This window comes from Paenibacillus sp. S25, assembly GCF_019454085.1.
Classification (GTDB): Bacteria; Bacillota; Bacilli; order Paenibacillales; family Paenibacillaceae; genus Paenibacillus; species Paenibacillus polymyxa_B.
Map to the genome: position 1 here is coordinate 5,615,371 of NZ_CP073683.1, position 22,818 is coordinate 5,638,188.

Annotated in this window: 21 protein-coding genes and 1 riboswitch; of the genes, 6 read left to right on the top strand and 15 right to left on the bottom strand. The window is 47.8% G+C overall.

All coding sequences use genetic code 11. The annotated features are described in order from the left end of the window. Positions 1-295: 295 nt before the first annotated feature. The 3 genes from KAI37_RS24655 to KAI37_RS24665 all read left to right on the top strand — a co-directional run bounded on the left by KAI37_RS24655 (position 296) and on the right by KAI37_RS24665 (position 3,744). Complete coding sequence (locus tag KAI37_RS24655) at positions 296-1,303, top strand: acrylyl-CoA reductase family protein (RefSeq protein ID WP_220030414.1); 1,008 nt, start codon at positions 296-298, stop codon at positions 1,301-1,303. Between the two features lie 235 nt (positions 1,304-1,538). Then, positions 1,539-2,099, top strand: coding sequence for an RNA polymerase sigma factor (locus tag KAI37_RS24660; protein ID WP_220030415.1), 561 nt, complete (start codon positions 1,539-1,541; stop codon positions 2,097-2,099). Further along, positions 2,059-3,744, top strand: coding sequence for a DUF4179 domain-containing protein (locus tag KAI37_RS24665; RefSeq protein WP_220030416.1), 1,686 nt, complete (start codon positions 2,059-2,061; stop codon positions 3,742-3,744). The genes KAI37_RS24660 and KAI37_RS24665 overlap by 41 nt, the downstream gene beginning before the upstream one ends. Positions 3,745-3,852: 108 nt before the next feature. Here KAI37_RS24665 and KAI37_RS24670 read toward each other — a convergent pair whose 3' ends face one another. The 13 genes from KAI37_RS24670 to KAI37_RS24730 all read right to left on the bottom strand — a co-directional run bounded on the left by KAI37_RS24670 (position 3,853) and on the right by KAI37_RS24730 (position 17,812). Beyond that, complete coding sequence (locus KAI37_RS24670; protein WP_220030417.1) at positions 3,853-4,677, bottom strand: carbohydrate ABC transporter permease; 825 nt, start codon at positions 4,675-4,677, stop codon at positions 3,853-3,855. Next, positions 4,677-5,543 carry a carbohydrate ABC transporter permease gene (locus KAI37_RS24675; protein ID WP_053326352.1) on the bottom strand — a complete coding sequence of 289 codons (867 nt, stop codon included), beginning with the start codon at positions 5,541-5,543 and terminating at the stop codon, positions 4,677-4,679. The genes KAI37_RS24670 and KAI37_RS24675 overlap by 1 nt, the downstream gene beginning before the upstream one ends. Positions 5,544-5,559: 16 nt before the next feature. Then, on the bottom strand, positions 5,560-6,792 hold the full coding sequence (locus KAI37_RS24680) for an ABC transporter substrate-binding protein (protein ID WP_071643768.1): 1,233 nt from the start codon (positions 6,790-6,792) through the stop codon (positions 5,560-5,562). A 153-nt stretch (positions 6,793-6,945) separates the two neighbouring features. After that, a complete protein-coding gene (locus KAI37_RS24685) occupies positions 6,946-7,746 on the bottom strand; it encodes an ABC transporter permease (RefSeq protein WP_220030418.1) in 801 nt (266 codons plus the stop codon). After that, the gene (locus KAI37_RS24690; protein ID WP_071643772.1) at positions 7,743-8,471 is read right to left on the bottom strand and encodes an ABC transporter ATP-binding protein; all 729 of its coding nucleotides are present in this window, start codon (positions 8,469-8,471) and stop codon (positions 7,743-7,745) included. The genes KAI37_RS24685 and KAI37_RS24690 overlap by 4 nt, the downstream gene beginning before the upstream one ends. 340 nt (positions 8,472-8,811) lie before the next feature. Beyond that, the gene (abc-f, locus tag KAI37_RS24695) at positions 8,812-10,887 is read right to left on the bottom strand and encodes a ribosomal protection-like ABC-F family protein (RefSeq protein ID WP_220030419.1); all 2,076 of its coding nucleotides are present in this window, start codon (positions 10,885-10,887) and stop codon (positions 8,812-8,814) included. A 103-nt stretch (positions 10,888-10,990) separates the two neighbouring features. Further along, positions 10,991-11,134: an RAxF-45 family protein gene (locus tag KAI37_RS24700; RefSeq protein WP_179085895.1), complete on the bottom strand. Its 144-nt coding sequence runs from the start codon at positions 11,132-11,134 to the stop codon at positions 10,991-10,993. 80 nt (positions 11,135-11,214) lie between these two features. Next, positions 11,215-12,393, bottom strand: coding sequence for an MFS transporter (locus KAI37_RS24705; protein WP_076292751.1), 1,179 nt, complete (start codon positions 12,391-12,393; stop codon positions 11,215-11,217). Between the two features lie 68 nt (positions 12,394-12,461). Continuing rightward, positions 12,462-12,561, bottom strand: a riboswitch (purine riboswitch). Between the two features lie 57 nt (positions 12,562-12,618). Then, positions 12,619-13,578: an acetylxylan esterase gene (locus KAI37_RS24710; protein ID WP_220030420.1), complete on the bottom strand. Its 960-nt coding sequence runs from the start codon at positions 13,576-13,578 to the stop codon at positions 12,619-12,621. Between the two features lie 11 nt (positions 13,579-13,589). Continuing rightward, a complete protein-coding gene (locus KAI37_RS24715; RefSeq protein ID WP_076292753.1) occupies positions 13,590-14,639 on the bottom strand; it encodes a glycoside hydrolase family 130 protein in 1,050 nt (349 codons plus the stop codon). Between the two features lie 60 nt (positions 14,640-14,699). Then, positions 14,700-15,533 carry a carbohydrate ABC transporter permease gene (locus KAI37_RS24720; protein WP_023990883.1) on the bottom strand — a complete coding sequence of 278 codons (834 nt, stop codon included), beginning with the start codon at positions 15,531-15,533 and terminating at the stop codon, positions 14,700-14,702. A gap of 2 nt (positions 15,534-15,535) precedes the next feature. Then, positions 15,536-16,420: a carbohydrate ABC transporter permease gene (locus tag KAI37_RS24725; RefSeq protein ID WP_028540811.1), complete on the bottom strand. Its 885-nt coding sequence runs from the start codon at positions 16,418-16,420 to the stop codon at positions 15,536-15,538. Positions 16,421-16,489: 69 nt separating this feature from the next. Next, positions 16,490-17,812 (bottom strand): ABC transporter substrate-binding protein, encoded by a 1,323-nt coding sequence (locus tag KAI37_RS24730; protein WP_220030421.1) that lies wholly within the window; start codon positions 17,810-17,812, stop codon positions 16,490-16,492. 235 nt (positions 17,813-18,047) lie between these two features. Here KAI37_RS24730 and KAI37_RS24735 point away from each other — a divergent pair, with 235 nt between their 5' ends. The 3 genes from KAI37_RS24735 (at position 18,048) to KAI37_RS24745 (ending at position 21,682) form a co-directional block, all read left to right on the top strand. Then, the gene (locus KAI37_RS24735; RefSeq protein WP_220030422.1) at positions 18,048-19,223 is read left to right on the top strand and encodes an AGE family epimerase/isomerase; all 1,176 of its coding nucleotides are present in this window, start codon (positions 18,048-18,050) and stop codon (positions 19,221-19,223) included. Beyond that, positions 19,220-20,419: a glycoside hydrolase family 130 protein gene (locus KAI37_RS24740; RefSeq protein ID WP_220030423.1), complete on the top strand. Its 1,200-nt coding sequence runs from the start codon at positions 19,220-19,222 to the stop codon at positions 20,417-20,419. Before KAI37_RS24735 ends, KAI37_RS24740 begins: the two co-directional genes overlap by 4 nt. A gap of 249 nt (positions 20,420-20,668) precedes the next feature. Next, a complete protein-coding gene (locus KAI37_RS24745) occupies positions 20,669-21,682 on the top strand; it encodes a substrate-binding domain-containing protein (RefSeq protein WP_220030424.1) in 1,014 nt (337 codons plus the stop codon). A gap of 154 nt (positions 21,683-21,836) precedes the next feature. Here the strand turns inward: KAI37_RS24745 and KAI37_RS24750 are convergent, their stop codons facing one another. Together KAI37_RS24750 and KAI37_RS24755 are read right to left on the bottom strand one after the other, a co-directional pair. Next, positions 21,837-22,049: a cold-shock protein gene (locus tag KAI37_RS24750; RefSeq protein ID WP_023990889.1), complete on the bottom strand. Its 213-nt coding sequence runs from the start codon at positions 22,047-22,049 to the stop codon at positions 21,837-21,839. A gap of 245 nt (positions 22,050-22,294) precedes the next feature. Next, on the bottom strand, positions 22,295-22,810 hold the full coding sequence (locus KAI37_RS24755) for a DUF2179 domain-containing protein (protein ID WP_023990890.1): 516 nt from the start codon (positions 22,808-22,810) through the stop codon (positions 22,295-22,297). Positions 22,811-22,818 lie beyond the last annotated feature (8 nt).

A 22,818-nucleotide genomic window follows, 5' to 3' on the forward strand; every position in this document is an offset into this window, starting at 1 on the left:
AAATACATCCCGTTTGCGTAAAATGATTTGCAAAATGCGTAAGAATTCATTTATCACTCTCTTTATAATTGATTATCGAACTTTATTGAAACAGAATATTGAAAGAATATACCAGGAATCTGGTCTTTTCGACGTAATTATGGAGCTAAAGAGTATAATAGAATACGAGCCTGTGAGCATTGCCGCTGACAGGTTGTGAAGATTGTTGTATGCTTCCTAAGCATAATTTGTGAATTAAAGATGGAATATATAGGACATTCATAGGGTTAAAAGGTAATAAAGGAGGCTTTTACAGATGACTCAATCATTTCAAGCTCTTGTCGTCGATCAGACGCAGGATAATGAAGTTCAAGCAGAGGTACGTTCTCTGGAAGCTAGCAGTTTACCTGCTGGAGAAGTATTGATTCGTGTCGCTTATTCCAGCATCAATTATAAAGATGGGCTTGCTGCCCGCAAGGATGGCAATATTGTCAAAGCCTATCCGTTCGTACCAGGCATAGATTGCTCGGGAACCGTCGTCTCTTCGGAGGACAGCCGCTTTAGCGAAGGACAAGCGGTGCTCGTTACCGGATACGGGCTGGGTGTGTCTCAATTCGGGGGATTCAGCCAATATGCACGCGTGCCTGCGGACTGGGTGGTTCCACTTCCAGACGGACTCACGCCGAGAGAGGCGATGATATTCGGAACAGCCGGATTCACCGCAGCCCTGTCGTTATATCGGCTGGAGCAAAATGGTGTTACTCCAGAGCAGGGCAAGGTACTCGTCACTGGAGCGACGGGCGGCGTAGGCGGGGCAGCTATTGCCCTGCTGAACAAGAGAGGCTACCATGTCGTAGCCAGCAGTGGCAAGGCTGATGCTCACGATTACCTCAAGGCGCTCGGAGCAGCCGAGATCATTTCCCGTGAGGAGGTCTACGACGGTGCGGAGAGCATCCGCCCGCTGGGCAAGCAGCTTTTTCAAGCGGCTGTTGATCCTGTAGGCGGAAAGCCGCTCGCTTCGCTGCTCAGCCAAATCGCCTACAACGGCTCTGTAGCCGTGAGCGGCCTGACGGCAGGCACCAAGCTGCCTACGACAGTGCTGCCGTTTATTTTGCGCGGCGTAAGTCTGCTGGGCATAGACTCTGTCTTCTGCCCATACGACACCCGCGTAGCGATCTGGAAGCGAATCGGCAGCGAATGGAAGCCGGAGCGGCTGGAGCAGCTCGTTGAGCGCGAAGTCGGATTGGCTGACCTGCCAAGCGCGCTCGAAGACATCCTTGCAGCCCGCTCGCAAGGAAGAACGCTAGTACGGCTGGTTGACTAAGCGGAGTAGGTCCGCAAGCTATCCATTGACGGTTTTCGCGTGAAGAAGTGTCATCCCATAGAGTCTAGCTTAGGAACATATGAGAAGCCTGTAAATCTGCAGTTTTGAGATTTACAGGCTTCTTTTTTTCGTGTGGTACATTTGAAGCAGACGGTTTACTTTTCGCAACCAAATGAACCTTTTGAGGACCTCAGTTGTTATATAGATAAACTGCACGAGAAAGGAGAGCACATCATTGGAGAGTAATCGAGAGTTGTTTGATTTGTATCAACGAGATGTATACCGAACCTGCTACTACATGGTACATAATGCATCGGATGCAGAGGATTTAACACAGGAAGTGTTTATCATCCTGTTTCGCAGCAATCGTCAACAGATCGAACAACTAAAAGCCTGGATTATGAAAATTACGGTCAATCATTGTCTGAATTACCTTAAACGCCAGAAAAGCCTGCATTTGAAGGTATCGGCTAATCCCTATCTATTTAGCGGGGCGGAAGGTAAGCCTGTAGACAGGCTGGTGGAAGAACGCGAATCAGCAGAGGAATGGGCCGTTTATATGAATCGACTTCCAGCCAAAATCCGCGCTGTGCTGACACTCCGCTATATGCATGATTTCACGCTGGCGGAAATATCAAAACTGCTGGAAATTCCGCTGGGAACCGTCAAATCGAGGACTCACAAAGGACTAAAGTTATTGGAGCAAATACTGCGGGATGCAGGGGTACAAATTCCCGAGATGGAAGGAGAGAACTATGAACAACATAGAAAAGGCATTGAAGCGCAAGTTAAATGATGATTCGGAAATGGCCTATCCTGACTTCGATGAGATGTGGAACCGGATGGAACAGACAGGGCATACTGCCCCTGAGCTAACCGACACTTCTGATTCATTCACTCCGCACCGACACAGAAATTGGCGTAAAATAGCTATCGCCGCCTCTCTGAGTGCACTTCTCGTTGCCGTTCCCGTCTATGCCGCCATCCATTATAATTGGGGCGATCTGCTGCACGGAAGAAGCGGCATTCAGACGGCACTAAATCAAGACCTTGGACAGCCGCTGGAGCAATCCGTAACCAGAGACGGAGTGAAGCTGACGCTGCATACCGCTATTGTCGATGAGAACCGGACCGTGATTCTGTACAGCTTGGAGGTCGGAAAACGCTCAGAGAACGAATTTTGGAATGTCAAAGGCGTATCGCTTAAAAGTGCTGCGGGGAAAAGCAGTGCAGGCGAGTATAACTTTCAACAATGGGACGAGAAAAACCAACGTTATAACGGCTACTTTGAAAGCGATTGGACACCGCAGCAAGAAACAGAGGACGTGCGACTGACCCTAGATCATATTGAGCTCACCAGCGTTCAGGAACTGGATTTGCCACTCGATATCAAATCGCCTCAGATGCAGACGTTCAAGCTGGATCGTAACGGCTTACAAGATTTGAAGGTACAGGTATTCGAACAAGGGAAGGATAAACTAATGTTGTCCTCGGCCATTACCTTCGATTCGTCCAAGCCGAAGGAATGGGACAATCCACAAATCATTGCCTACAAAGGTGGAGAACCTGTGAGACCTCAACCTGGAGGAGCTTTTGGTACACCCGGAGAGAATGGGGAATACACAGCCCAGCAGTATTTTACTAAAGCAGATATACCGGAAGGACAGACTACTTTCAAACTGCAATATGCGCAAACTGAGAAAAGTATAAATGAACCCATAAACTTTGATCTGCAGCTAAGCAAAAAGAAAATGGAAAGCGGGACGATTAAAAGCGTGCTGAATACCCCGTTGGAGAACGGCAATCCGAATTTTACGCTAGAACAAATGATTGTCACACCTACACAAATCCGTGTCACGATCAGAAGCGAAAAGAAATTCGCCATGTTACCTTATCAAAAATACTTTCTTTCTGTGAACGGCACAACGCTAGAGGGTAGTCGTTGGTCTTCACCTGATCAGGAACACGATCTGAACACGATCCGTTTTGAACGACCGTCCAATCTTGTGATTATCAAGGACACTCCTGTTACTTTTACAGGCAAATACAAGGTTACGACCCATTCGGATGACAAAACGCCACAGCGTTTAACTGATATTTCTGACCAAAAGCAGACGCTAACGACGCAAATCGGTGGCTATCCTGTGAAGTGGACCTACTACAAACAGGGATCGGACTTATTCGTAGAAACCGAAAGCGAGGACGCTCACTTTGGAGGGATTAACCAGACGCATATTGGCCTGGGTAAAGAACGGATTATCGGCAAGCCGATCACAGCCAATTTCGCCGGAGACGGCAATAACAAGGCAGTGGATGTCTACAAGAACTTCAAAGGGAAGGAAGCTTCTATCTATATGTTCTACTATACAACGGACGACCCGGAAGCAGAGACAACCGTACCCTTGCAGCCTCTGACAAGCAACAGCGAAGCATCTAAATAGCAATGCTATAAAAAGAGGGTCCTCTATACCTGTGTGAACCGTGGTATAGGGAACCCCTTTTTAATTTCCTAGGAAGGCACAGTCTGCCTGAAACGATTGACTCCCGCCCTACTTCACAGAACCTTGCGTAACGCCATTGATAATCCATTTTTGTGCAATCAGATAGACAATAATCATCGGCAGCAAGGCCATCAGGTACGAAGCAAAGGCCAAATTAAAGTCGGTATTGAACTGCCCCTGAAATACATACTGGACGAGCGGTAGTGTATACTGCTCCGCATCACTGATAATAATGAGCGGCAGCAGGAAGTCGTTATATGTGGACAGACAAGTGAGAATCCCCACCGTAGCACTAATCGGCGCCATCAGCGGGAATATAATGCGCCAAAAAGTCCCCCATGTCGTCGCACCATCTACCGTGGCTGCCTCTTCCAATGCCACCGGAATGGAGCGAATATAACCGACATACACGAAGACATTAAACGCCAAACCATACACCGTATGCAGCATAATGAGACCCAACAGATTAGTCATATGAAGGCCCGAGGCCAGTTTTACAATCGGCAGCATGATGATCGGGAACGGTATAAACATGGCGCTCACAAAGTAAAAATATAATCCCTTAAAAAAGCGTCGCTGCATATTACGGGCAATCGCATAAGCGACCATTGAATTGGTTAGCAAAGTGAGTATGACCGTCGATGTCGTGACCATCACACTGTTCTGAAAAGCGCTGAAGAAATGGGTCATTTCAACTGCACGACTAAAATTCTCCCAATGCAGCTCGGTCGGAAAGGCAAAGGCGGACTGCGCCATCTGCTCGGGATTTTTAAGTGCTATCGTCACCGTCATATAGAGAGGAAACAGAATAAATATTGTTCCCAACGCTACCAGAAGCAGCACAGGCCAGTTGGTACGTCTGCTTGTCTTCATCAGTTATCCATCTCCCTTCTCTGGAGGAATCGCAGCTGTAAGATGGAAATGATCGCGATCACAATAAAGTAAATAACAGAGTTAGCCGACTGATAAGCAAATTCTCCACCTCTAAATCCCCCGGTGTATATCAGGTGGGAAATCGACTGGGTGGCCCGTCCCGGCCCGCCATTCGTCAAAGCCACGATCTGATCGAACACCATCAGGGAGTTTTTCATCGCCAATACCATATTGATCGTAAAAAATGGAGCAATTAACGGAAAGGTAATGCTCCAGAATTCGCGCCATTTACCCGCACCGTCCAGGTTGGACGCCTCATACAGACTTGTCGGAATGGTTTGCAGCCCGGCCAGATAGAGAATCGTATTAAAGGCAATCCCCTGCCATACAGCTACGATGACAACCCCCACCCAAGCCAGTTGCTCGCTGCCCAAAATGTTCGTCGACAATGAGGTAATCCCTAAATTTTGCCCCCAAATCGTAAACACGTTCGAGAACAAGTAATTGAATATGTAACCCACGATTAGCACGCTCAAAATATTAGGCAGAAAATAAATACCGCGGAAAAAGTTACGAAACCGTATTTTAGCATTCAGCCCTAGCGCAATCAGCAAACTAAGGATATTAGTTGCAATGGTAACCACAATCGCAAATTTGAAAGTAAACCAGTATGCGTTCCCCACATTGTCATCCTGAAACAAATTAATATAGTTCTTAAACCCGACAAAGTGATACTGATGACCAAAGCCGTTCCAGTTCGTAAGCGAATAATAAAAGCCCTGCAAGGCAGGCAAGGTCAAAAATACAAAAAACAAAAGCACCGCCGGCACCGTCATCCAGTAAAAAGTCGTTAGTCGCTTATTCATGTCTCCTCCTCCTCTCCTATCGGCGGTTAGCTACCTTATTCCACTCACTGTCTAGCTTGTCCAGATAAGCGTCGATGTCTCCGTTTTGCAGGAAGGCCTGCACAATAGAATTCAATTGGACCGCTTTGGGAATATAGTGATCGGCAAAATCAATGACGCGGCCCGATTTAAAATAAGGCAACAGCTCCGCCACACTCGGATCATCCTGCGTAACTCCCTTCACCGCTGAAAACAGCGTTTGCTCTGTAATGTATTGCTTGCTGTTCTCCGGCTTCAACAAGAAGGCAATGAACTCCTCGGCTTCCTTTTTATGCGGAGTGCTCTCCGATACGGCTAATAGTGTATCTATACCGGACACCAGTTTGACCGCCTTTTCGTCATTCCCTGTTGGTAATGGGAAAAAACCAAGCTCCACTTGCGGGTTGGCTTTGCGAATTTCAGATATGGCCCACGAGCCCTGAATGTACATCAATCCCTGCCCGTTAGCGAAGGCACGATTACCGTCGGCATAGTTTTTGCCAAAATTATCACCATGCCCGTATTTCAACAGCTCCAGCTGCTTTTCAGCAACCTCGCGGTACTTGTCCTGAAAGGTGACCTGATTTTCACGCCGTTGCAGGAAAAAATCAATGCCCACCAGATTCGGGCCCAGCGCATTAAAGGGGAGGTTTGTTTGCCAATCATCTTTATATGTAAAATAGAACGGGATTTTCCCAGCAGCCTTAATCTTTTGCGCCGTTGCAATCAGCTCATCCCACGTTTTGGGCACCTGTAATCCCATTTCCTTAAAAAGCGTTTTGTTATACATCACACCATTCGCATTCGCAGCATAAGGAATTCCATATACGGGATCGACCCCGGTTACATCCTTAAGCATTTTGAGGTAAATCGGGTCAATTGTACGTGGCAATTCTGTATTCGCCAGATCCGTAAAAATACCGCTTTGTGCCAAAATGGAGTAGGTATCTGTGGCTCCAAGCCCCACAATGTCAGGTACATCGTTTTTGACAACCCGGGTCAATAACACGGTCTCTGCCTCCGGCGGGTTGACCTGTGTCACTTCAATACCGGGATGTTCCTGATTGAATTGAGAGATTAGCTTATCGAATGAACCCTTGGCCTCCGGCTTGTTTTGAAAAAATTCAATTTTCACCTTACCTGAAGCATCGCCTTTGTTGCATGCGCTTACAAAAACAGCCAACAAAAGGATCGCCGCCAGTGTAGACAGCTTTTTGACCCAACTCCACATGCTCATACCTCCTTTTCCCCTATGTCAATCTATGCGGGACTAGACAATTAATACCCGTCCCTTATGGAAAAGAAACGATAAAAGATCCAACTGACCTCAAGCAGTCGATTGGATCTTTCTTTTACTTTTATGATGTTCAGGCTACGGATGCCCCTAATACAGATAATCATCAGTCACAAAACGGCGGTATGCGCCCCAAGTAAAAAAGATAAGATATAGACTAACCACGGTGATAATCGCTCCATTCACAGACAAATTCCCCATTAAGGACCTATCTAGTCCTGTATGCTGCATATATGGAACAACCATAAATGCAATCACATTGTATAAGTAGGGGATATGAGAAACCAAAGCGGCCAATTTTAAATACAATGAATCAAACAACAGTGAGCCCAGATTGTATACCATACAAACACCGATGGCATACGTCACACTTTTGCTATACATAGCGATAAAGCAGTAAAAGGAGCTTATTGCCAATAATGAGGCAAGCGCCCAACCATAGTATTTAAGCATCTGTAGTCCTTGAGATCCGGACAGTCCCGCATCACTTATATGATATGAAAGAGTCCATACTTCAACGATCACCTGCGAGGATACTGCAAATGCAATGAGAAGAAATAAGATAGATGTATTCAAAACCAACAGCTTACTCCAGAAAATCTGACCGCGGGTAAATCGGCGTATAAATAACAACCGCAGTTGCCCGCTTCGAAATTCCTCTGTATATACAGCAGCCGCTAAAGTAGCCACAGCTATGTTGCATACTAAAAACAAATTCTCACGCAGACCCGAAACGACAAAGTTTAAGGATAATAACTCTACAGGAACCTTCATCGTGCGCAAAAAATATACTCCTGTCGAACAGGCTAGAATCGGTGTACATAATACCATGAGCCAGAACCACTTTCGTCTCCACAATCGCTCGAACTCGCTGTATATTAATGATTTCATAGTCCCATCAATCCCATAAAAGCATTCTCTAGCCGCTGACTGTCCTCGACTAGCTGCTCAGCAGGTCCTTTCCAGGCTAGCCTGCCTCCTTTGATAACAATGAGCTCATCACATATCTGTTGTATTTCATCCAACAGAGGACTGGAGATAAAAAAGGTATAATTCGCTGAAGCATGGAGCTGTAGCACAATATCTCTCAGCTCACGCTTCCCGATAGGATCAAGCCCATTAGACGGTTCATCCAGCAATAAAAGCTCAGAAGCACCCAGCATGGACTGTGCAATACCTAGCCTTTGTTTCATTCCCGTTGAATACGCTTTCAATTTGTCATCTCCCTGTGCTTCCAGCCTCACCTTTGTCAGCAACTGTTCAATATGGGTCTCTCGATCTGAGGGTGCAATTTCAGAGTGTAACCGTGATAAATTGCGTAAAACCTCTCTACCTGTCATATAGTCATAAAATACCGGAGATTCAATAATAGCCCCCACCTTGGACAACGCCTTTTCCCGATCCGTCTGTACATCATAGCCGGCTATCTTAACAGAGCCGCTGGTTGGCTGCATTAATCCGGTCATGATTCGCATCATTGTCGTTTTACCCGCTCCATTAGGTCCGATAAATCCATATATCTTCCCTTTCTGAAGCGTAAAGGAAACATGGTCCAACCAATACCTTTTCCCCATTTTTTTCGTTACCTGACTGACCTCCAGTAAGGAGTCCGACATACCATTCCCTCCATCCATACAAATCACAACATAGCTCCAACGCGTGTATTTGATATGTAAGATCATGATGGATAACATAAGCTTCATGTAACATTGGATGTTATAATTGGTTCAATTAAAAAATATCACATGTTGCGAAATGTAAACGGCTAGCTTTATATGTAAAATATAATAGCAATAATACATCAATACCCATTATCTTAATTAACGGTTATTAACTTTTGTAATGATATGTTTGTTTTTACATTTCAAAAAAGGACAGCCCTTTAGTAAACGTTCTACTTCAGGGCTGCCCTCTATATAAAAACTGTTATTTAACCAGTGACTCCCCGCCTGTCACCTACTCCAGTTCAACCCACTCGCCGAGCAACGCGTCCAGCTCAGCTTGCAGTTGCTCACGCGCGTCCCATAGCTCCGCCATGTGCATCGTGTCGTCGCTTGTGCCAAGCAGCTCCAGCTCTGCATCCGCTGTCGCCAATTCTGCTTCTTTGGCGGCGATGGCCCGCTCCAACCGCTCGCTGGATGCAGCGGGCGTACGTGATGGCTCCGCAGCCTTCGCTCCGCGTGACCCAGACCCGGCAGCAGGCGAGCCCAAGCGATCTGAGCGTGTACGGCTCGCATCGGCTCCCGCAGTCGCTCCCGTATGCGCAGCCGGCCCCGTGCCATTGCTCGCTGCACTGGAATGTGCAGCTGAGCCCGAGCCTGAGCCGCCACCGGATGCAGCACTGCTTGCAGATGTTGAGCGTGTCCCGGTGTCCCCCTCGCTCTGTAGACGAGCATTTTCCAGCTCCCGCTTCTTCGCTCGGTACTCATCAAAGCTGCCCAGATAAAAGGTCAGCTTTCCAGCCTCCAGCTCCCACACGCGTCCTGCCAGCTTATTCACAAAATAGCGGTCATGTGAAATCGCCAGCACCGTTCCCGTGTAGGTGTCTAACGCTTCCTCCAGCGCCTCGCGTGAGTCAATGTCCAGATGGTTCGTCGGCTCATCCAGCACCAACAAATTTGGCTTTTTCATGACCAGCAACGCCAGCCGCAAGCGGGACCATTCGCCACCGGACAGCATGCTCACGGGCTTAAACACATCGGCACCGTAAAACAAATACTTCGCTAGCAACCCGCGTGCCTCGCCTTCTTCCACCCCTGCTTCCTCCTTGAAGTAAGCAAGCACAGTCGCCCGGCTATTCCGTTCTCTCTCTTGCTGCGCCAAATATCCGTACTCTACGCGCGCACCCCACTGGACCGTGCCTGCATCCGCGCTTTCCTGACCAAGCAGCAGCTTGAGCAGCGTCGTTTTGCCTGAACCGTTATCACCTAGTAAGGCCACCTTTTCACCGAACTCCAGACTGCCCGTTGCCCCGTTTAATATCTGATGCTCTCCATAGGCTTTAACAATTTCTTCAAACTGAAGCACCCGGCGACCGGAACGATCCTCCAACTTTAAGTGAAATTCCGCCCCCTGCGGGTCCAATACAGGCCGCTTCACTAGCTCCATACGCTCCAACGCCTTACGAATAGAGGCTGCTTTTTTGAAAAACTTTTCGTTGTCGCCATTGCGCCCCCACTCTTCAAAACGCCGAATGGCCTCTTTCATCTTTTTAATCCGCTTTTGCTGTTCCTTATAATCTTCAAACTGCAGTAGCAATCGTTCTTCCTTTTCCTTAACATAGCCGCTATAGTTCGTATAATACGTAAACGCCTCGCCATCCTCAAGCTCAATCATTTTAACGGCGACCCGATCCAGAAAATAACGATCATGAGATACAACCACACACGCACCTGTGTAGCCCTGCAAAAATTGCTCCAGCCATTCCAGCCCCTTCAAATCCAGATGGTTGGTCGGCTCATCCAGCAGCAGCAAATCCGGTCGTCCGATGAGCTGTGATGCCAGCGCTATTTTTGTTTTCTCTCCACCCGACAGCGAGCCGAAGCTGCGCGTATACATTCCTTTGGGAATACGCAGACCATCCGCCACCTGATCAATATTCGCATCCATTTCATAGCCGCCGTTGCGCTCAAACCGTTCCTGCAAGGCAGCATATGATTGCAGCAGCTTCTCCAGAAGGCCCACGTCTGCTGCCACAATCGGATCTGACATTTCCTGTTCCAGTGTGCTCATCTGATTGCGGCAATCCTTCAGCTCACGATAGGCGTAAGCCAGTGTTTCGTACACAGTGAAGCTCTCAAACTCCGCCGGAATTTGCGGCAAATAGCCAATTTTCGTATCCTTGGCGATGACGAGCTGCCCTTCATCCGGGCGGGACAAACGTGCGATTAGGCGTAATAGGGTGGTTTTACCGCTTCCGTTGCGGCCGATGAGCCCCACCTTTTCTCCCGTATGGATATCAAACGATGCACCATCCAAAATCAGATTGGCAGCGTGGTATTTTTTCAATTGTTGACCGTTTACTATATACATGTTCAGGCTCTCCTTTATTTAGGAAGACCCTTACCCGTGTAACACAAAAAGAGCCGCAGGAGCAACCCCGCGACTCTTCGGAAGATACAGAAATCCGTTCGAGTTAAGGTAGGCGTCTTCTCGCGATGTTTACAACCGTATGATTAAAATTGGACAGACTTCTCCCGTTGGATGGAAAAGCATGAACAATGCCAGCCATAGCAATCGGTAGCTGGCTAATACGGTTGTTCAGCATCTCGTGATTCACCTACCTCACCTCCTTCTTCATAATTGTGTGTAGTATAACATGTTTGCTCGCATTATAAAAGAGGGCGAGGGTCCAGCAAATTATGAAACAGAGTGGTGCCCTCTGACAGCCTGCGATGTCCCCGCTCTGGTAATCGAAAATACGCCGCAGACAAAAGCAACAATCACAAATGCCCCACCCACCCAAGCGTTCGTGGCAACAGATTCACTATTTTCAATCACTACTCCTCCCAAGGCAGAACCTAAAGCAATCCCGACCTGGAGTGCGGAGAAATTAAAGCTTTGCTGAATACTACCCGATTCGGGTGCATTTTCAATAAGATAACTTTGCATCGGGGGCGACAAGGCCCAACTCAGTATGCCCCAGATGATCAGTAGTGGCGCAAATACATAAATCGAGTGGATTGAGAATGGCAGCAAGAACATCACGGCGATAAACACGCCTACGACGACTAGAATACTTTTCGCTGTGCCGAACCGATCTGCCAAAGAGCCGCCAATAAATCCGCCGCTCACTGCCGCTAGCCCAAAGACAAAATAGGCCACACTAATCCACGAAGCGTTTAAGCCCATCATATTTTCTAAAAATGGAGTGAAATACGCATATAACGTGTAATGGCCCGCCAGTGTCAGCGTGGTCACCAGATGAGCACTGATGACTTTAACATTTTTTAAGGATTTCAGCTGATCGCGCATAGGCACAACATGTTCCGTCGGAATCCGCTCCATAAACAAGTTGATAACGATCATAGCAACGACCGTCAACAAGGCAATGATCAGGAAAAGCACCCGCCAGCCAAACGCATTTCCAATCAGCACCCCGGCTGGAATACCTAGAACGATGGAGGAGCTAACCCCCATGGAGATGACACCAAGGACACGGGCCTGATAAGCCTTGGACACCACTTTGACTGCAATGGTCAATGACAATGTCACGATCAGCGACCCGCTTGCAGCGGTAATGATACGAGATAAAAACAAGACAGCATAATTCGGACTCCAGAAGGCCAGCAGACTTCCCAGAATAAAGATAAACATCGACCACAGGTACAGTCGTTTTCGTTCAATTTTGGCGGTCAACGCCAACAAAGTTGGCCCAGCAATAGCATACACAAGCGCATAGATCATGATAAGCTGTCCTGCCGTGCTTACGGAGACATTCAAATCCTGTGCAATTTGGGGTAGCACGCCACCGATAATCAGCTCCACCAAACCCACCGTAAAGGTCGCAATCGTTAAAATAACTACTTTGAAGTTCATTACATTAGCTCCTTTGCTGTCATGTAAATCCCTCGTATTACGCAAAAAAATCCTGACCACAAGAAATGTACAAGACGTACACTTTTTGTAATCAGGATTTATCGGTTCCTGGTAGAGACCCTCAAACCATATTATTGAGGTTATACAAATGGGGCATTCATTTATTACGCATTCACGAAGGTTATAGCTATTACTATAAAGGAGCCTGTGGCTAAGTTCAACCCCCTACAGCCGCAAAAATTCGCTCATGGCACGATCCGACAGATAGGGTAGATACTCATGACCGTATTCATGATACAGGAGTATTTCCTTGTCTGATACGATTTTATTGTACACCGCAAACTGCGTGGAGGGTGGACAGATGGTGTCTGACAGCCCTGTCACAAACAACACACGACCACGAATACGATCTGCCAAATGTTGAATATCGATGTAGCCTAGTCGGTGAAAGAGCTCCTCCTCGCGCATATGATTCGGATCAAACCAACGAAAATAATAAACCAGTTCTTCATATGCAGATGTAGTGGCATCCAGCGCCCAAGCTCTTTTATAGTCCGACAGAAATGGATATACCGGAACTGCCATACGGACACGTGGCTCCAATGCAGCGCAGGCAACCGTTAAGGCCCCTCCCTGGGAGCAGCCAAATGCGCCAATCCGTTCAGGGTCGACCTGCTCCATAGACATTAGAATACGCACCGTCTGCACGGTATCCAAAAATACATTGCGGTAATACAACCGATCCGGGTCCGGGTCGTCAATTCCACGGATGATATGGCCGCGAACCGTCGTTCCTTGAACCTGCAAATTGTCCTCAGACAGGCCTCCTTGCCCCCGGCAATCCATGGCCAGTACGGTGAATCCGTGTGCCGCATAGCTCACCTTGTCGAACCAGTCGCCACTGTCGCAGGAATATCCATGAAACATGGCCAACGCTGGCCCTTGTTCCGTAAGGTGCTTGGGACGAGCCAGCTTCCCATGAACCTTTGCTCCGCCCACTCCAGTAAAATATAGATGGTAACACTCCACCATCGGAGAGACAAAATCAGCAGGCTCTAGTGTATAATCAAGCGGCTGCCGAGCCAGCTCCTGTAATGCCCGTTCCCAGTATGCGTCAAAGTCTGGCGGCTTCGGGTTACTCCCCATATACGACTGCAATTGCTGTAAAGACATATCCTCTGGCATTCAAGTTCCTCCTACATCCGGCCCGACTCACGGTCGTCTGCGACCACTTCATCCGTTGCGATCACATACTTCATAATGTCGGACACTGTCGTGTATGCAATACCTACATACGTATCAGCGGCTCCGTAATAAATCGCAATCCGCCCGGTGTCCGCATCATGCAGCGTAGCACACGGGAACACCACATTCGGCACAAAGCCCCGTTCTTCGTACCATTCCTCTGGGGTCAGCACGAAATTAGAGGAACGATATTTAACTTTAGACGGATCATCCAGGTCAAGAACGGCTACGCCCATACTGTATACCAGCCCATTGCACGTGCCCGTCACCCCGTGGTAGAACATCAACCACCCCTCGGTCGTCTCAATCGGGGCCGGTCCGCCGCCAATCTTTACCGATTGCCACCAGCCCTGTCCGCCCTTGCTCATGACATGACGGTGCTTGCCCCAATAGACCAAGTCAGGACTTTCACTTAGAAAAATGTCGCCAAACGGTGTATGTCCGCTGTCGCTCGGACGGGATAGCAACATAAAGTTTCCGTTTAGCTTGCGGGGCAACAGCACACCATTGCGATTAAACGGCAGGAAAGGATTTTCCAATCGTACAAAGCTTTTAAAATCCTTTGTTCGGGCTATTCCCAACGCCGCACCGTAAAAATCTGTACACCAGATGATATAATACGTATCCTCCACGCGGACCAGACGCGGATCGTAAGCATAATTAGGCTGGTAATCGCTTCCTTCCTCATCGACCAAATGCAGACGTTCTGTCTCAATGTCCCAAGCCAACCCGTCGTCACTCCAGCCTAGATGCAAATGCGGACGTCCATTAATCGTTTCAGCCCGGAATACCCCTACAAACCGTCCCTCATACGGAGCTACTGCACTGTTGAAAATACGGGCAATACCTGGCACCGGATTGCGTCCAATGACTGGGTTTTCAGTATGCCTCCACACCGGAGCCTCGCTACCTTCCGGCTTATCCTGCCACGGCATTTTCGACAGACTTTCTCCCACAATTCGTACGCTATTTACATCCAAATCCACATTCAATTTACTCATACGTATATTCTCCTCTCACCGAGATACTTGATCTCATCATTTTTCTATTTCGCCATTATTCTATTTCACTGAACCCTGCGCGAATCCGTTATAGATATATTTTTGTAATGATAAAAACGCAATCAGCGTCGGAATAATGGCAATGATAATTCCCGCGCTAATGACTTCCCATTGCGAGCCATATGGCCCTTTAAACTTGAACAGCGCCGTCGATATGACCTGAAGGCTTGTTTTGGGCATATACAGGAACGGGGTATAAAAGTCGTTGTAAATATTAACGCCCTTGATAATGATCACCGTCACAATGGCAGGCTTCAGCAGGGGCAAGATAATGCGCCAGTAGATCGTCAGATAGGAGGCCCCATCCAGCATGGCCGATTCATCCAGCGCCACCGCAATGGAATCCAGAAATTGCAGAAAAATATACACCGCAATAATATCCGTTCCCAAATACAGCAAGATCGCCGCCCAAGGCGTGTTAAACAGCTCCAGCTTGTTGATAATTTGAAATGTCGATACCTGTGTCGTTACCCCCGGAATGAGGGTCGCGAGCAGGAACGCTCCGAGCATAAGACTTTTGCCCTTAAATTTAAAACGGTTCAAAATATACGCGATCATGGAACCCGTTAACGTGGCTCCGATGATCGAAATCAACAGGATAAAAGCTGTGTTCACAAATCCGGTCAGCATATTTCCGTTAATAAAGGCTTTGGTATAGTTAGCCCAATTCAGCCAGTTCACGGGGGGAGTCAGAGGACTGGTTGCCGCATATTCAGTCTTCGTCTTCAAAGATGCAAACAAGATTACGACAATCGGCAGCAGTGCAATGAACGCACCTAGTAGTAGCGCGGCATACTTGATGCTGCTAGCCAGTATTCTTTTCAGCTTATACATGATTAGTCCTCCTCTCCCCGAATTAGCAACCGTTGAAGCAGCGTAACAGCGATTACAATCAGCAGCAGAACAACCGCCATCGCCGAGGCCAAACCGACCTTGCTGTATTTGAATGCCACATCAAGAGTTTGAATGACGAATGTTTCGCTACCGTTGGAGCCACCGGTCATAATATACGGAATATCGAATGCACTGACCGCACCGCTAATTGCCAAAATGAGGTTCAACTGCAAAATCCGCTTGATGCTCGGCAAAATAATTGAACGGAACTGATGCCAGCGGTTGGCTCCATCGATGTCGGCTGCTTCATACAGATCACTGGATATGGAAGAAATCGCACCCAGAAACACAATAAAGTTAAAGCCCATGTATCTCCAGATCGACGTGCCAGCCAGCGAAATATTGATAATCTCCGGGTTGCCCAGCCACAGCTTGACATACGAACCCAGCCCCATCGCCTGAAGCAGTGTATCGAGCGTGCCGTCTGGCTTAAAAAAGAAAAGAAAAATAAAACCAATGGCCACCCCATTCATCAGGGAAGGAAAAAACAAAACGCCTTTAAAGAAATTTTTAAACCAGGTCTGAAAGCTGAGAATGGTTGCAAAATAAAGGGCCAGACCCATCTGTACAAACGTGGCTACAAAGTAATACAGACTGACCTTAAACACCGAGAAATACTCGGGGTCGGTAAAAATTTTGATATAGTTTTCAAAACCCACATATTCCAGACGCTTACTATAGCCGTTCCAGTCCGAAAAGCTGTACTTAAACATATTGATCACCGGCAAGTACGCAAAAGTGATCAGCAGCGCTAGCGGAATAAATGAAAAGGCAACAATAATCGCCAATCTTTGTTTGGAGTAGCTGAGATTCGAAAATTTTAACATGCTGCACCTCCTGGCTATCCGTCCATCGACTGCTACGTCGATCCTTTCTTTTCTCGTCAGTTCAGATGGCTATTTTGCTTCCTTTGCAGCCACTTCAGCACGCGCCTTCACCCATGCATCGTTCAGATCCTTCATAATGGCATCATACGATTCCGGGCGGTTACCAACCGCTGCCTCAATAATGCGTTTCTTGAAATCAGGCTGCCACAAACCAATTTCGCCCATTTTATCTATTTTATCAACAATTCCTTCCTGTCCTTTCAGGGACGGAGTGAGCGTTTCAAAAACGACTCCCTGATCCTCGTACTGCTTCAAAATGCTAGGCATTGGGGCACCCTTCAGCGGACTAATACTGCCTGCCTGCTCTACAGCATAGTTGGACTTTTCGGTAAACCAGTCCACCCAGGCACGGGCCGCCGCTTTATTTTCACTGTTTACGTTAATACCGAGATTAAAATCACCCGCTAGCGGTACAAGTACCTTGGAGGCATTCGTCGGGAAAGGCATAAAACCGATATCATCCTTGTTAGGAGCTGTGCTTTTGATCTGGTCAATCGCCCAAGAGCCAAGTACCATCGCACCGATTTTGCCTTGAGCGAGATCCGCCTTGGAGGTCTCCCAATCCGTAGTCGTTGGATCTTTTTCAATCAGGCCTTTTTTAGCTGCATCGTACAGGACCTTATACAGTTCATAGTGGGGCTGGCCCTTCGTGAAATTGTCATCTGTATTCGGCTGTGTGACATTCACGTATTCCTTCGTACCCGCCAATGTTGCCAGACTAGACTCCCACTGGGTCAGTGCCCAACCAGAGGCATAGTTCGTAAACAGCGGCACTGCCTTGGTTTTGTCCTTAATCTGCTGTAACGCTGTTAGGAATTGGTCCGGTGTTTTGGGAAGCTGCGTGATTCCTGCGTCCTTGAACACCTTTTTGTTATAAATCACACCAGAGTAAACCATCGCAATCGGAATACCGTAGCTGTTATGATCCACCGTACGTTCTTCAAGGCCGGTAAACTTGTTTTTCATCTCCTCATAAGTACCCAGTGGCTCGAAAAAATTGGGCAGCTCTTCAACTGGAATACTGCCAGGAATCAGCAAAACATCTCCGTAATCCCTGGTCCCCATCCGGATTTTAATTTGGCCCTCATAATCGGCCAATGCCTGAAAATTGACCTTCACGTTCGGATAAAGCTTGTTAAATTCCTTGGCGTAGTCCTGAAACACCGTATCCACAATATCTGTCCGCTGTGTGATAACCGTAATTTCACCTTCCACATCCTTTGGATCAGAGCTGGCTGCTGGTGTATCCGCTGCTTTTGGAGTACAGCCTGCAAACAAACCTGCTACTAGTAGTACTGACAACAATGGCATCAAAACTTTAGACAACTTCATGAAACGACCCCTCCCATTTTTTTAAATAAGGTTATCGTTAAGCTAACAAAAGTTATTTTATTATGATAACGCTTACTATGTCAATTACATTATTTTTTTGTACAGTACACTAGGCTATTATCTTATAAACAAACACAAGACGAGAATAGTTGACAGTTTACAAACACCTAGATATGATACTTCTGTAAAGTTAACGATAACTTAATAACTCATTTTCCGAAGGAGGCTTTGTCTCTTGGAAACACTATTGGACGAAATTAGACAGGAATGGAAGGAACACATACTCCCATTCTGGCTTGGACTGAAGGATGAGACACACGGTGGGTTTTACGGCGAGGTGGATGTGGATCTGCACACTCATAACCAAGCCGACAAAGGCGGGATTGCCACTGCACGGCTACTCTGGTCACTCTCGGCGGCTGCCCGTGTAACAGGGGAAAATACCTATGCAGAAGCCGCACGACATGCATTCACATTCTTGCGAGATCACCTGCTTGATCCATTACATGGAGGAATGTACTGGATGGTGGACTACACCGGGCAACCCGTGGACACGTGCAAGCATGTATACGCGCAGGCATTCGCGATCTATGCGCTAGCAGAGTATGCACGTGCCACAGACGACCCGAATGCATTGCCACTAGCTATGGAGCTGTTCCACCTGCTGGAGCAAAAAGGATATGATCCCACCCGCCAGGCATACGGCGAACAATATGACCGCTTGTGGAACACGCAGCCTAATGAGCTACTCAGCGAAAATGGAGTTACCGCGCATATCACCATGAATACGCATATTCATGTTTTGGAGGCGTATACCCAATTGCTGCGCGTCTGGCCAAATGAAGAGGTTCGAGATGCGCTGACGAACGTACTGGACATTTTATATCATCGTGTTTACGATGCTTCTGCCCGACGATTGGGGGTATTCTTCGATCGTGAATGGCGCTCTCTGCTTGACCTGACCTCATATGGTCACGACATCGAAGCCAGCTGGTTGATTGAGGACGCTATGAATGTGCTGGGTTATTACCCGTCAGAATACGTGGATATGGTGATGGATATTGCCAATGCGGTAGCAGAGCGCGCTGTTCAGCCGGACGGATCGCTCATCAACGAGCGGGAAGGAGAGCGGGTAGACACCTCACGTATCTGGTGGGTACAGGCCGAGGGGATGGTTGGTTTTTACAATGCATTTCAACGTACAAAAGACGAACGATTTTTGCAAATTGTCCGTAATCTGTGGGCCTATACTCGGCAATATATCATAGATCCGCGCCCCGGAGGCGAATGGTTCTGGTCAGTTCAAGCGGATGGTAAGCCTGATTCGAGAGAAATTGCAGGCCCTTGGAAGTGCCCTTATCACAACAGCCGATTTTGCATAGAAATGTTAGAAAGGATGGAGAATCAATGATCCATAACAAATACAATGAGCTGCTATTGCAGCAAGAGGAACTGATTACACGCCCCAATGAGGTTAAAACTACCTTTTATAATGGTATCTACGAACGCTATCTCTACCCAGTGCTCACACGCCATCATGTTCCACTTCACTGGCGGTTTGATCTGGATGCGCAAACTAATCCCCTTTTCATGGAGCGGCTGGGTGTAAATGCGGCATTGAATCCAGGAGCAATCTATCATGAAGGAAAATACATTCTTGTTTCGCGTACCGAGGGACTGGATCGAAAGTCATTTTTCGCTTTGGCAGAGAGCGATAACGGCATTGATCAATTTCGATTCATTGACGCCCCCCTAGTCTGGGAGGATATCGACCCAGAAGAAACAAACATGTACGATATGCGGTTGGTGAAGCATGAGGACGGCTGGATTTACGGTATTTATTGCTCAGAGAAAAAAGACCCTGACGCGCCACCTCACGATACCTCCAGTGCTGTCGCTCAGGCTGGACTGGTCCGTACTCGTGATCTTCGTACATGGACCCGGCTTCCCAACATCACTACCCAGTCCCCACAGCAGCGCAACGTTGTTCTGCACCCTGAATTTGTGGACGGTCAATACGCCTTCTATACTCGTCCCCAGGACGGATTTATTTCCACCGGCTCGGGCGGTGGCATCGCCTTCGGCCTGTGCAAAGATATTACACAACCCGTGATTGAACACGAAACCGTCATTGATGAGCGTTGTTATCATACGGTGTACGAAGCCAAGAATGGTCAGGGCCCTGCCCCGATCAAAACCAGTCGCGGCTGGATTCATATCGCTCACGGGGTACGCAATACGGCCGCCGGGCTGCGGTATGTGCTGTATACCTTTGCCACCAGTCTGGAAGACCCCACGCGCGTCATCACCAAGCCCGGCGGGCACTTTCTGGCTCCTTATGATGGGGAACGCGTGGGCGACGTTTCGAATGTTATTTTTTGCAATGGGGCAGTCGTTAACGAACAAGATGAAGTCTTTATCTACTACGCATCCAGTGATACCCGTATCCACGTAGCGACGACCACCATCGCTCGACTGGAGGACTACACCTTCAATACACCATCCGACCCGTTGCGCTCTCTCAGCAGCGCCGCTGTTCGCCGTGAGCTGATTCACCACAATGAAGCGCTATTGCAAGCACACTCCCGTCCTTCCCAACGGACATAAGCCGCAGGCTTTATCCTGCTTGCGGAACCATGTATACTATCCATAGAACAACTGTTACCCGCAGGCTAATAGTTTGTTCTATGGGCAGCCATGCTGCCAGTCTTTGTATCTTTACAGGACAGCAACCCTGCTAAATCTTTTTGGATTTTTACAGGCGGCTAAGCTACCGATATATTCCCCAGCATTTTGCATCCATTCTCTGGATTAGGCAAAATGCTTATCTTTTTAAAATTGGAAGGCGGAACAGGAATGAAGAGCAACGTAACGATGCGGGATATTGCAGATAAGCTGGGAGTAAGCAGCGTGACCGTGTCGAAGGCGCTCAATGACAAGGATGGGGTTAGCGAGGAGCTAAAAGAGCGTATTAAGTCGCTCGCGGGCGAAATGGGTTATCGTTTCAATACCGTTGCCAAGTCCATGAAGGAGGGCCTCACCTATAACATTGGTGTTGTCATCCCTGAACGGTTTACCGGCCCCGGCCAATCGTTTTATCTGCACATCTACCAGCAAATTTCACGGGCACTGGAGCCATATGGCTACTACGGCATCCTTCACATCCTCCATCGCGAAGACGAAGAACAGCTTAATCTGCCACGTATCTATTACGACCGCAAGGTGGACGGCTTCATTCTCCTGGGCCAAGTGAGCAAGCCATATATTGAGCTTGTACAAACCATGGACCTGCCCAAAATGTTTCTCGATTTTTATGATGAACATGCCGATATCGACTCCGTGGTGACGGATAATTTTTACGGAGCCTACGAGCTGACCAACTATTTGATCGCCCAGGGACACCGGGATATTGCATATGTGGGTAATATCTATTCCACCAGTAGTATTCAGGATCGTTTCCTCGGCTACTATAAATCCTTGCTGGAGCACAGGTTGCCCCTCCGTAACGAGTGGGTGCTCAGTGACCGGGACGATGAAGGTACTTATGTTGAAATGGAGCTTCCTCAGCCGCTACCAACTGCCTTTGTATGTAACTGCGATCAGGTCGCTCACAATCTGGTGCATAAGCTCATTGGCCTGGGTTACCGCGTACCTGAAGACTGCTCTGTGGTTGGCTTTGACAACGATGTATACGCCACTCTTATTGTTCCGCAACTGACCACGGTCGGAGTAGACATCGAGCAGATGGCACGTACCGCGATTGATTCGATGATGAAAAAAATAAGCCATCCTGGCAGCCGCTTTGGTCGAGTCCTGGTGCAGGGACATATTGTATATCGTGATTCGGTGCAGCCCATCCAGAGACCATGATCAACGCATACCTTACTTGGGACAGGTCATCCCTACTCTAATTTCCACAACCAAAAGCCGCTCAGCATGTCGCTGGAGCGGCTTTTGACGTTCATAAATTCTACAGTGTGATCATCGTACTCACATTCAATTGTAGATTTTGCAAAATCCTGGATTAGGAGCGCTGGGCGACAAAGGAATTGCCCGCCCGATTGAGAATCGGCAGCATTCGCATTTCCTGCCCCATCGAGGCTTGGCAAAGTGGACAAGCCGGCTCATTCAAAAAGGTGAAATCCGTTCGCATCCAACCGTTGCAACCCTCGTTTGTACACGACCAAATAGCCGTATTTTCCTCTGGAATGATTTCCGGGGCCTGGCGTCTGTACATCTATATCCCCCCTCGGTTTTTATAGGGTAATATCCCCTGTCGGATTACCGTTAATTTCTACCTGCCCCATTATTTTTTCAAAAATTCGATTCCAGTCGCTCCGAAGTGCAAGATATAGACGAACTAAACCAATTCGATCTATATCTTGTTCAATGGAAGTCGCTTATTGGATTTTTGAAAAATTCACCTGTGCGGGTATTAATATGCTCCAACCTCCAAAAAATATGCGCAATTTACCAAAATGTTTATTTACGGATAGCCTTGGTCCAGAAGCCGCCATGAAACTGCTTCGGCTCTACCGTAATGACAAAAGCCTTAGGATCCAGCTCCAGAATGGACTGGTACAGCTTATTCTGGTTTTTCCGTTTAGCCAAAATTTCCATCACTAGGCGCTCTCCATCACGCCCACTGCCCAGCCAGGCTGTAACACCGTATCCTTTGTCCCGCAGCGCATTGGCAATTCCTCCATTGATCTCATTACTGATCACCTTAACGGTGACATAACCAAGCGCTATTTTTTCCTCAATCCATGCTCCAATAAGAATGCCCAATGCATAGCCAATGGCGTAGACTGCAAGACTTGCCACTTGATCCAGATACTTAAGCACAACGTTCAGGCCCAACACATAGACCGTAACCTCCACGGTGCTAATGAGCGCAGCAATGTACTTCTGTCCTTTCAGCGTCAGAATCATGCGCAGTGTATACGCCGATACGTAAATAATTTGAATAACAAGAATAAACAATAAAATTTTGAGCATACGCTCAC

Coding starts and splice junctions, on each gene's coding strand:
- KAI37_RS24655 (WP_220030414.1), top strand. CDS start 296: ATGACTCAATCATTTCAAGCTCTTGTCGTCGATCAGACGCAGGATAAT.
- KAI37_RS24665 (WP_220030416.1), top strand. CDS start 2,059: ATGAACAACATAGAAAAGGCATTGAAGCGCAAGTTAAATGATGATTCG.
- KAI37_RS24670 (WP_220030417.1), bottom strand. CDS start 4,677: ATGAAGACAAGCAGACGTACCAACTGGCCTGTGCTGCTTCTGGTAGCG.
- KAI37_RS24675 (WP_053326352.1), bottom strand. CDS start 5,543: ATGAATAAGCGACTAACGACTTTTTACTGGATGACGGTGCCGGCGGTG.
- KAI37_RS24680 (WP_071643768.1), bottom strand. CDS start 6,792: ATGTGGAGTTGGGTCAAAAAGCTGTCTACACTGGCGGCGATCCTTTTG.
- KAI37_RS24685 (WP_220030418.1), bottom strand. CDS start 7,746: ATGAAATCATTAATATACAGCGAGTTCGAGCGATTGTGGAGACGAAAG.
- KAI37_RS24690 (WP_071643772.1), bottom strand. CDS start 8,471: ATGTCGGACTCCTTACTGGAGGTCAGTCAGGTAACGAAAAAAATGGGG.
- abc-f (WP_220030419.1), bottom strand. CDS start 10,887: ATGTATATAGTAAACGGTCAACAATTGAAAAAATACCACGCTGCCAAT.
- KAI37_RS24705 (WP_076292751.1), bottom strand. CDS start 12,393: ATGAACTTCAAAGTAGTTATTTTAACGATTGCGACCTTTACGGTGGGT.
- KAI37_RS24710 (WP_220030420.1), bottom strand. CDS start 13,578: ATGCCAGAGGATATGTCTTTACAGCAATTGCAGTCGTATATGGGGAGT.
- KAI37_RS24715 (WP_076292753.1), bottom strand. CDS start 14,639: ATGAGTAAATTGAATGTGGATTTGGATGTAAATAGCGTACGAATTGTG.
- KAI37_RS24720 (WP_023990883.1), bottom strand. CDS start 15,533: ATGTATAAGCTGAAAAGAATACTGGCTAGCAGCATCAAGTATGCCGCG.
- KAI37_RS24725 (WP_028540811.1), bottom strand. CDS start 16,420: ATGTTAAAATTTTCGAATCTCAGCTACTCCAAACAAAGATTGGCGATT.
- KAI37_RS24730 (WP_220030421.1), bottom strand. CDS start 17,812: ATGAAGTTGTCTAAAGTTTTGATGCCATTGTTGTCAGTACTACTAGTA.
- KAI37_RS24740 (WP_220030423.1), top strand. CDS start 19,220: ATGATCCATAACAAATACAATGAGCTGCTATTGCAGCAAGAGGAACTG.
- KAI37_RS24745 (WP_220030424.1), top strand. CDS start 20,669: ATGAAGAGCAACGTAACGATGCGGGATATTGCAGATAAGCTGGGAGTA.
- KAI37_RS24750 (WP_023990889.1), bottom strand. CDS start 22,049: ATGTACAGACGCCAGGCCCCGGAAATCATTCCAGAGGAAAATACGGCT.
- KAI37_RS24755 (WP_023990890.1), bottom strand. CDS start 22,810: ATGCTCAAAATTTTATTGTTTATTCTTGTTATTCAAATTATTTACGTA.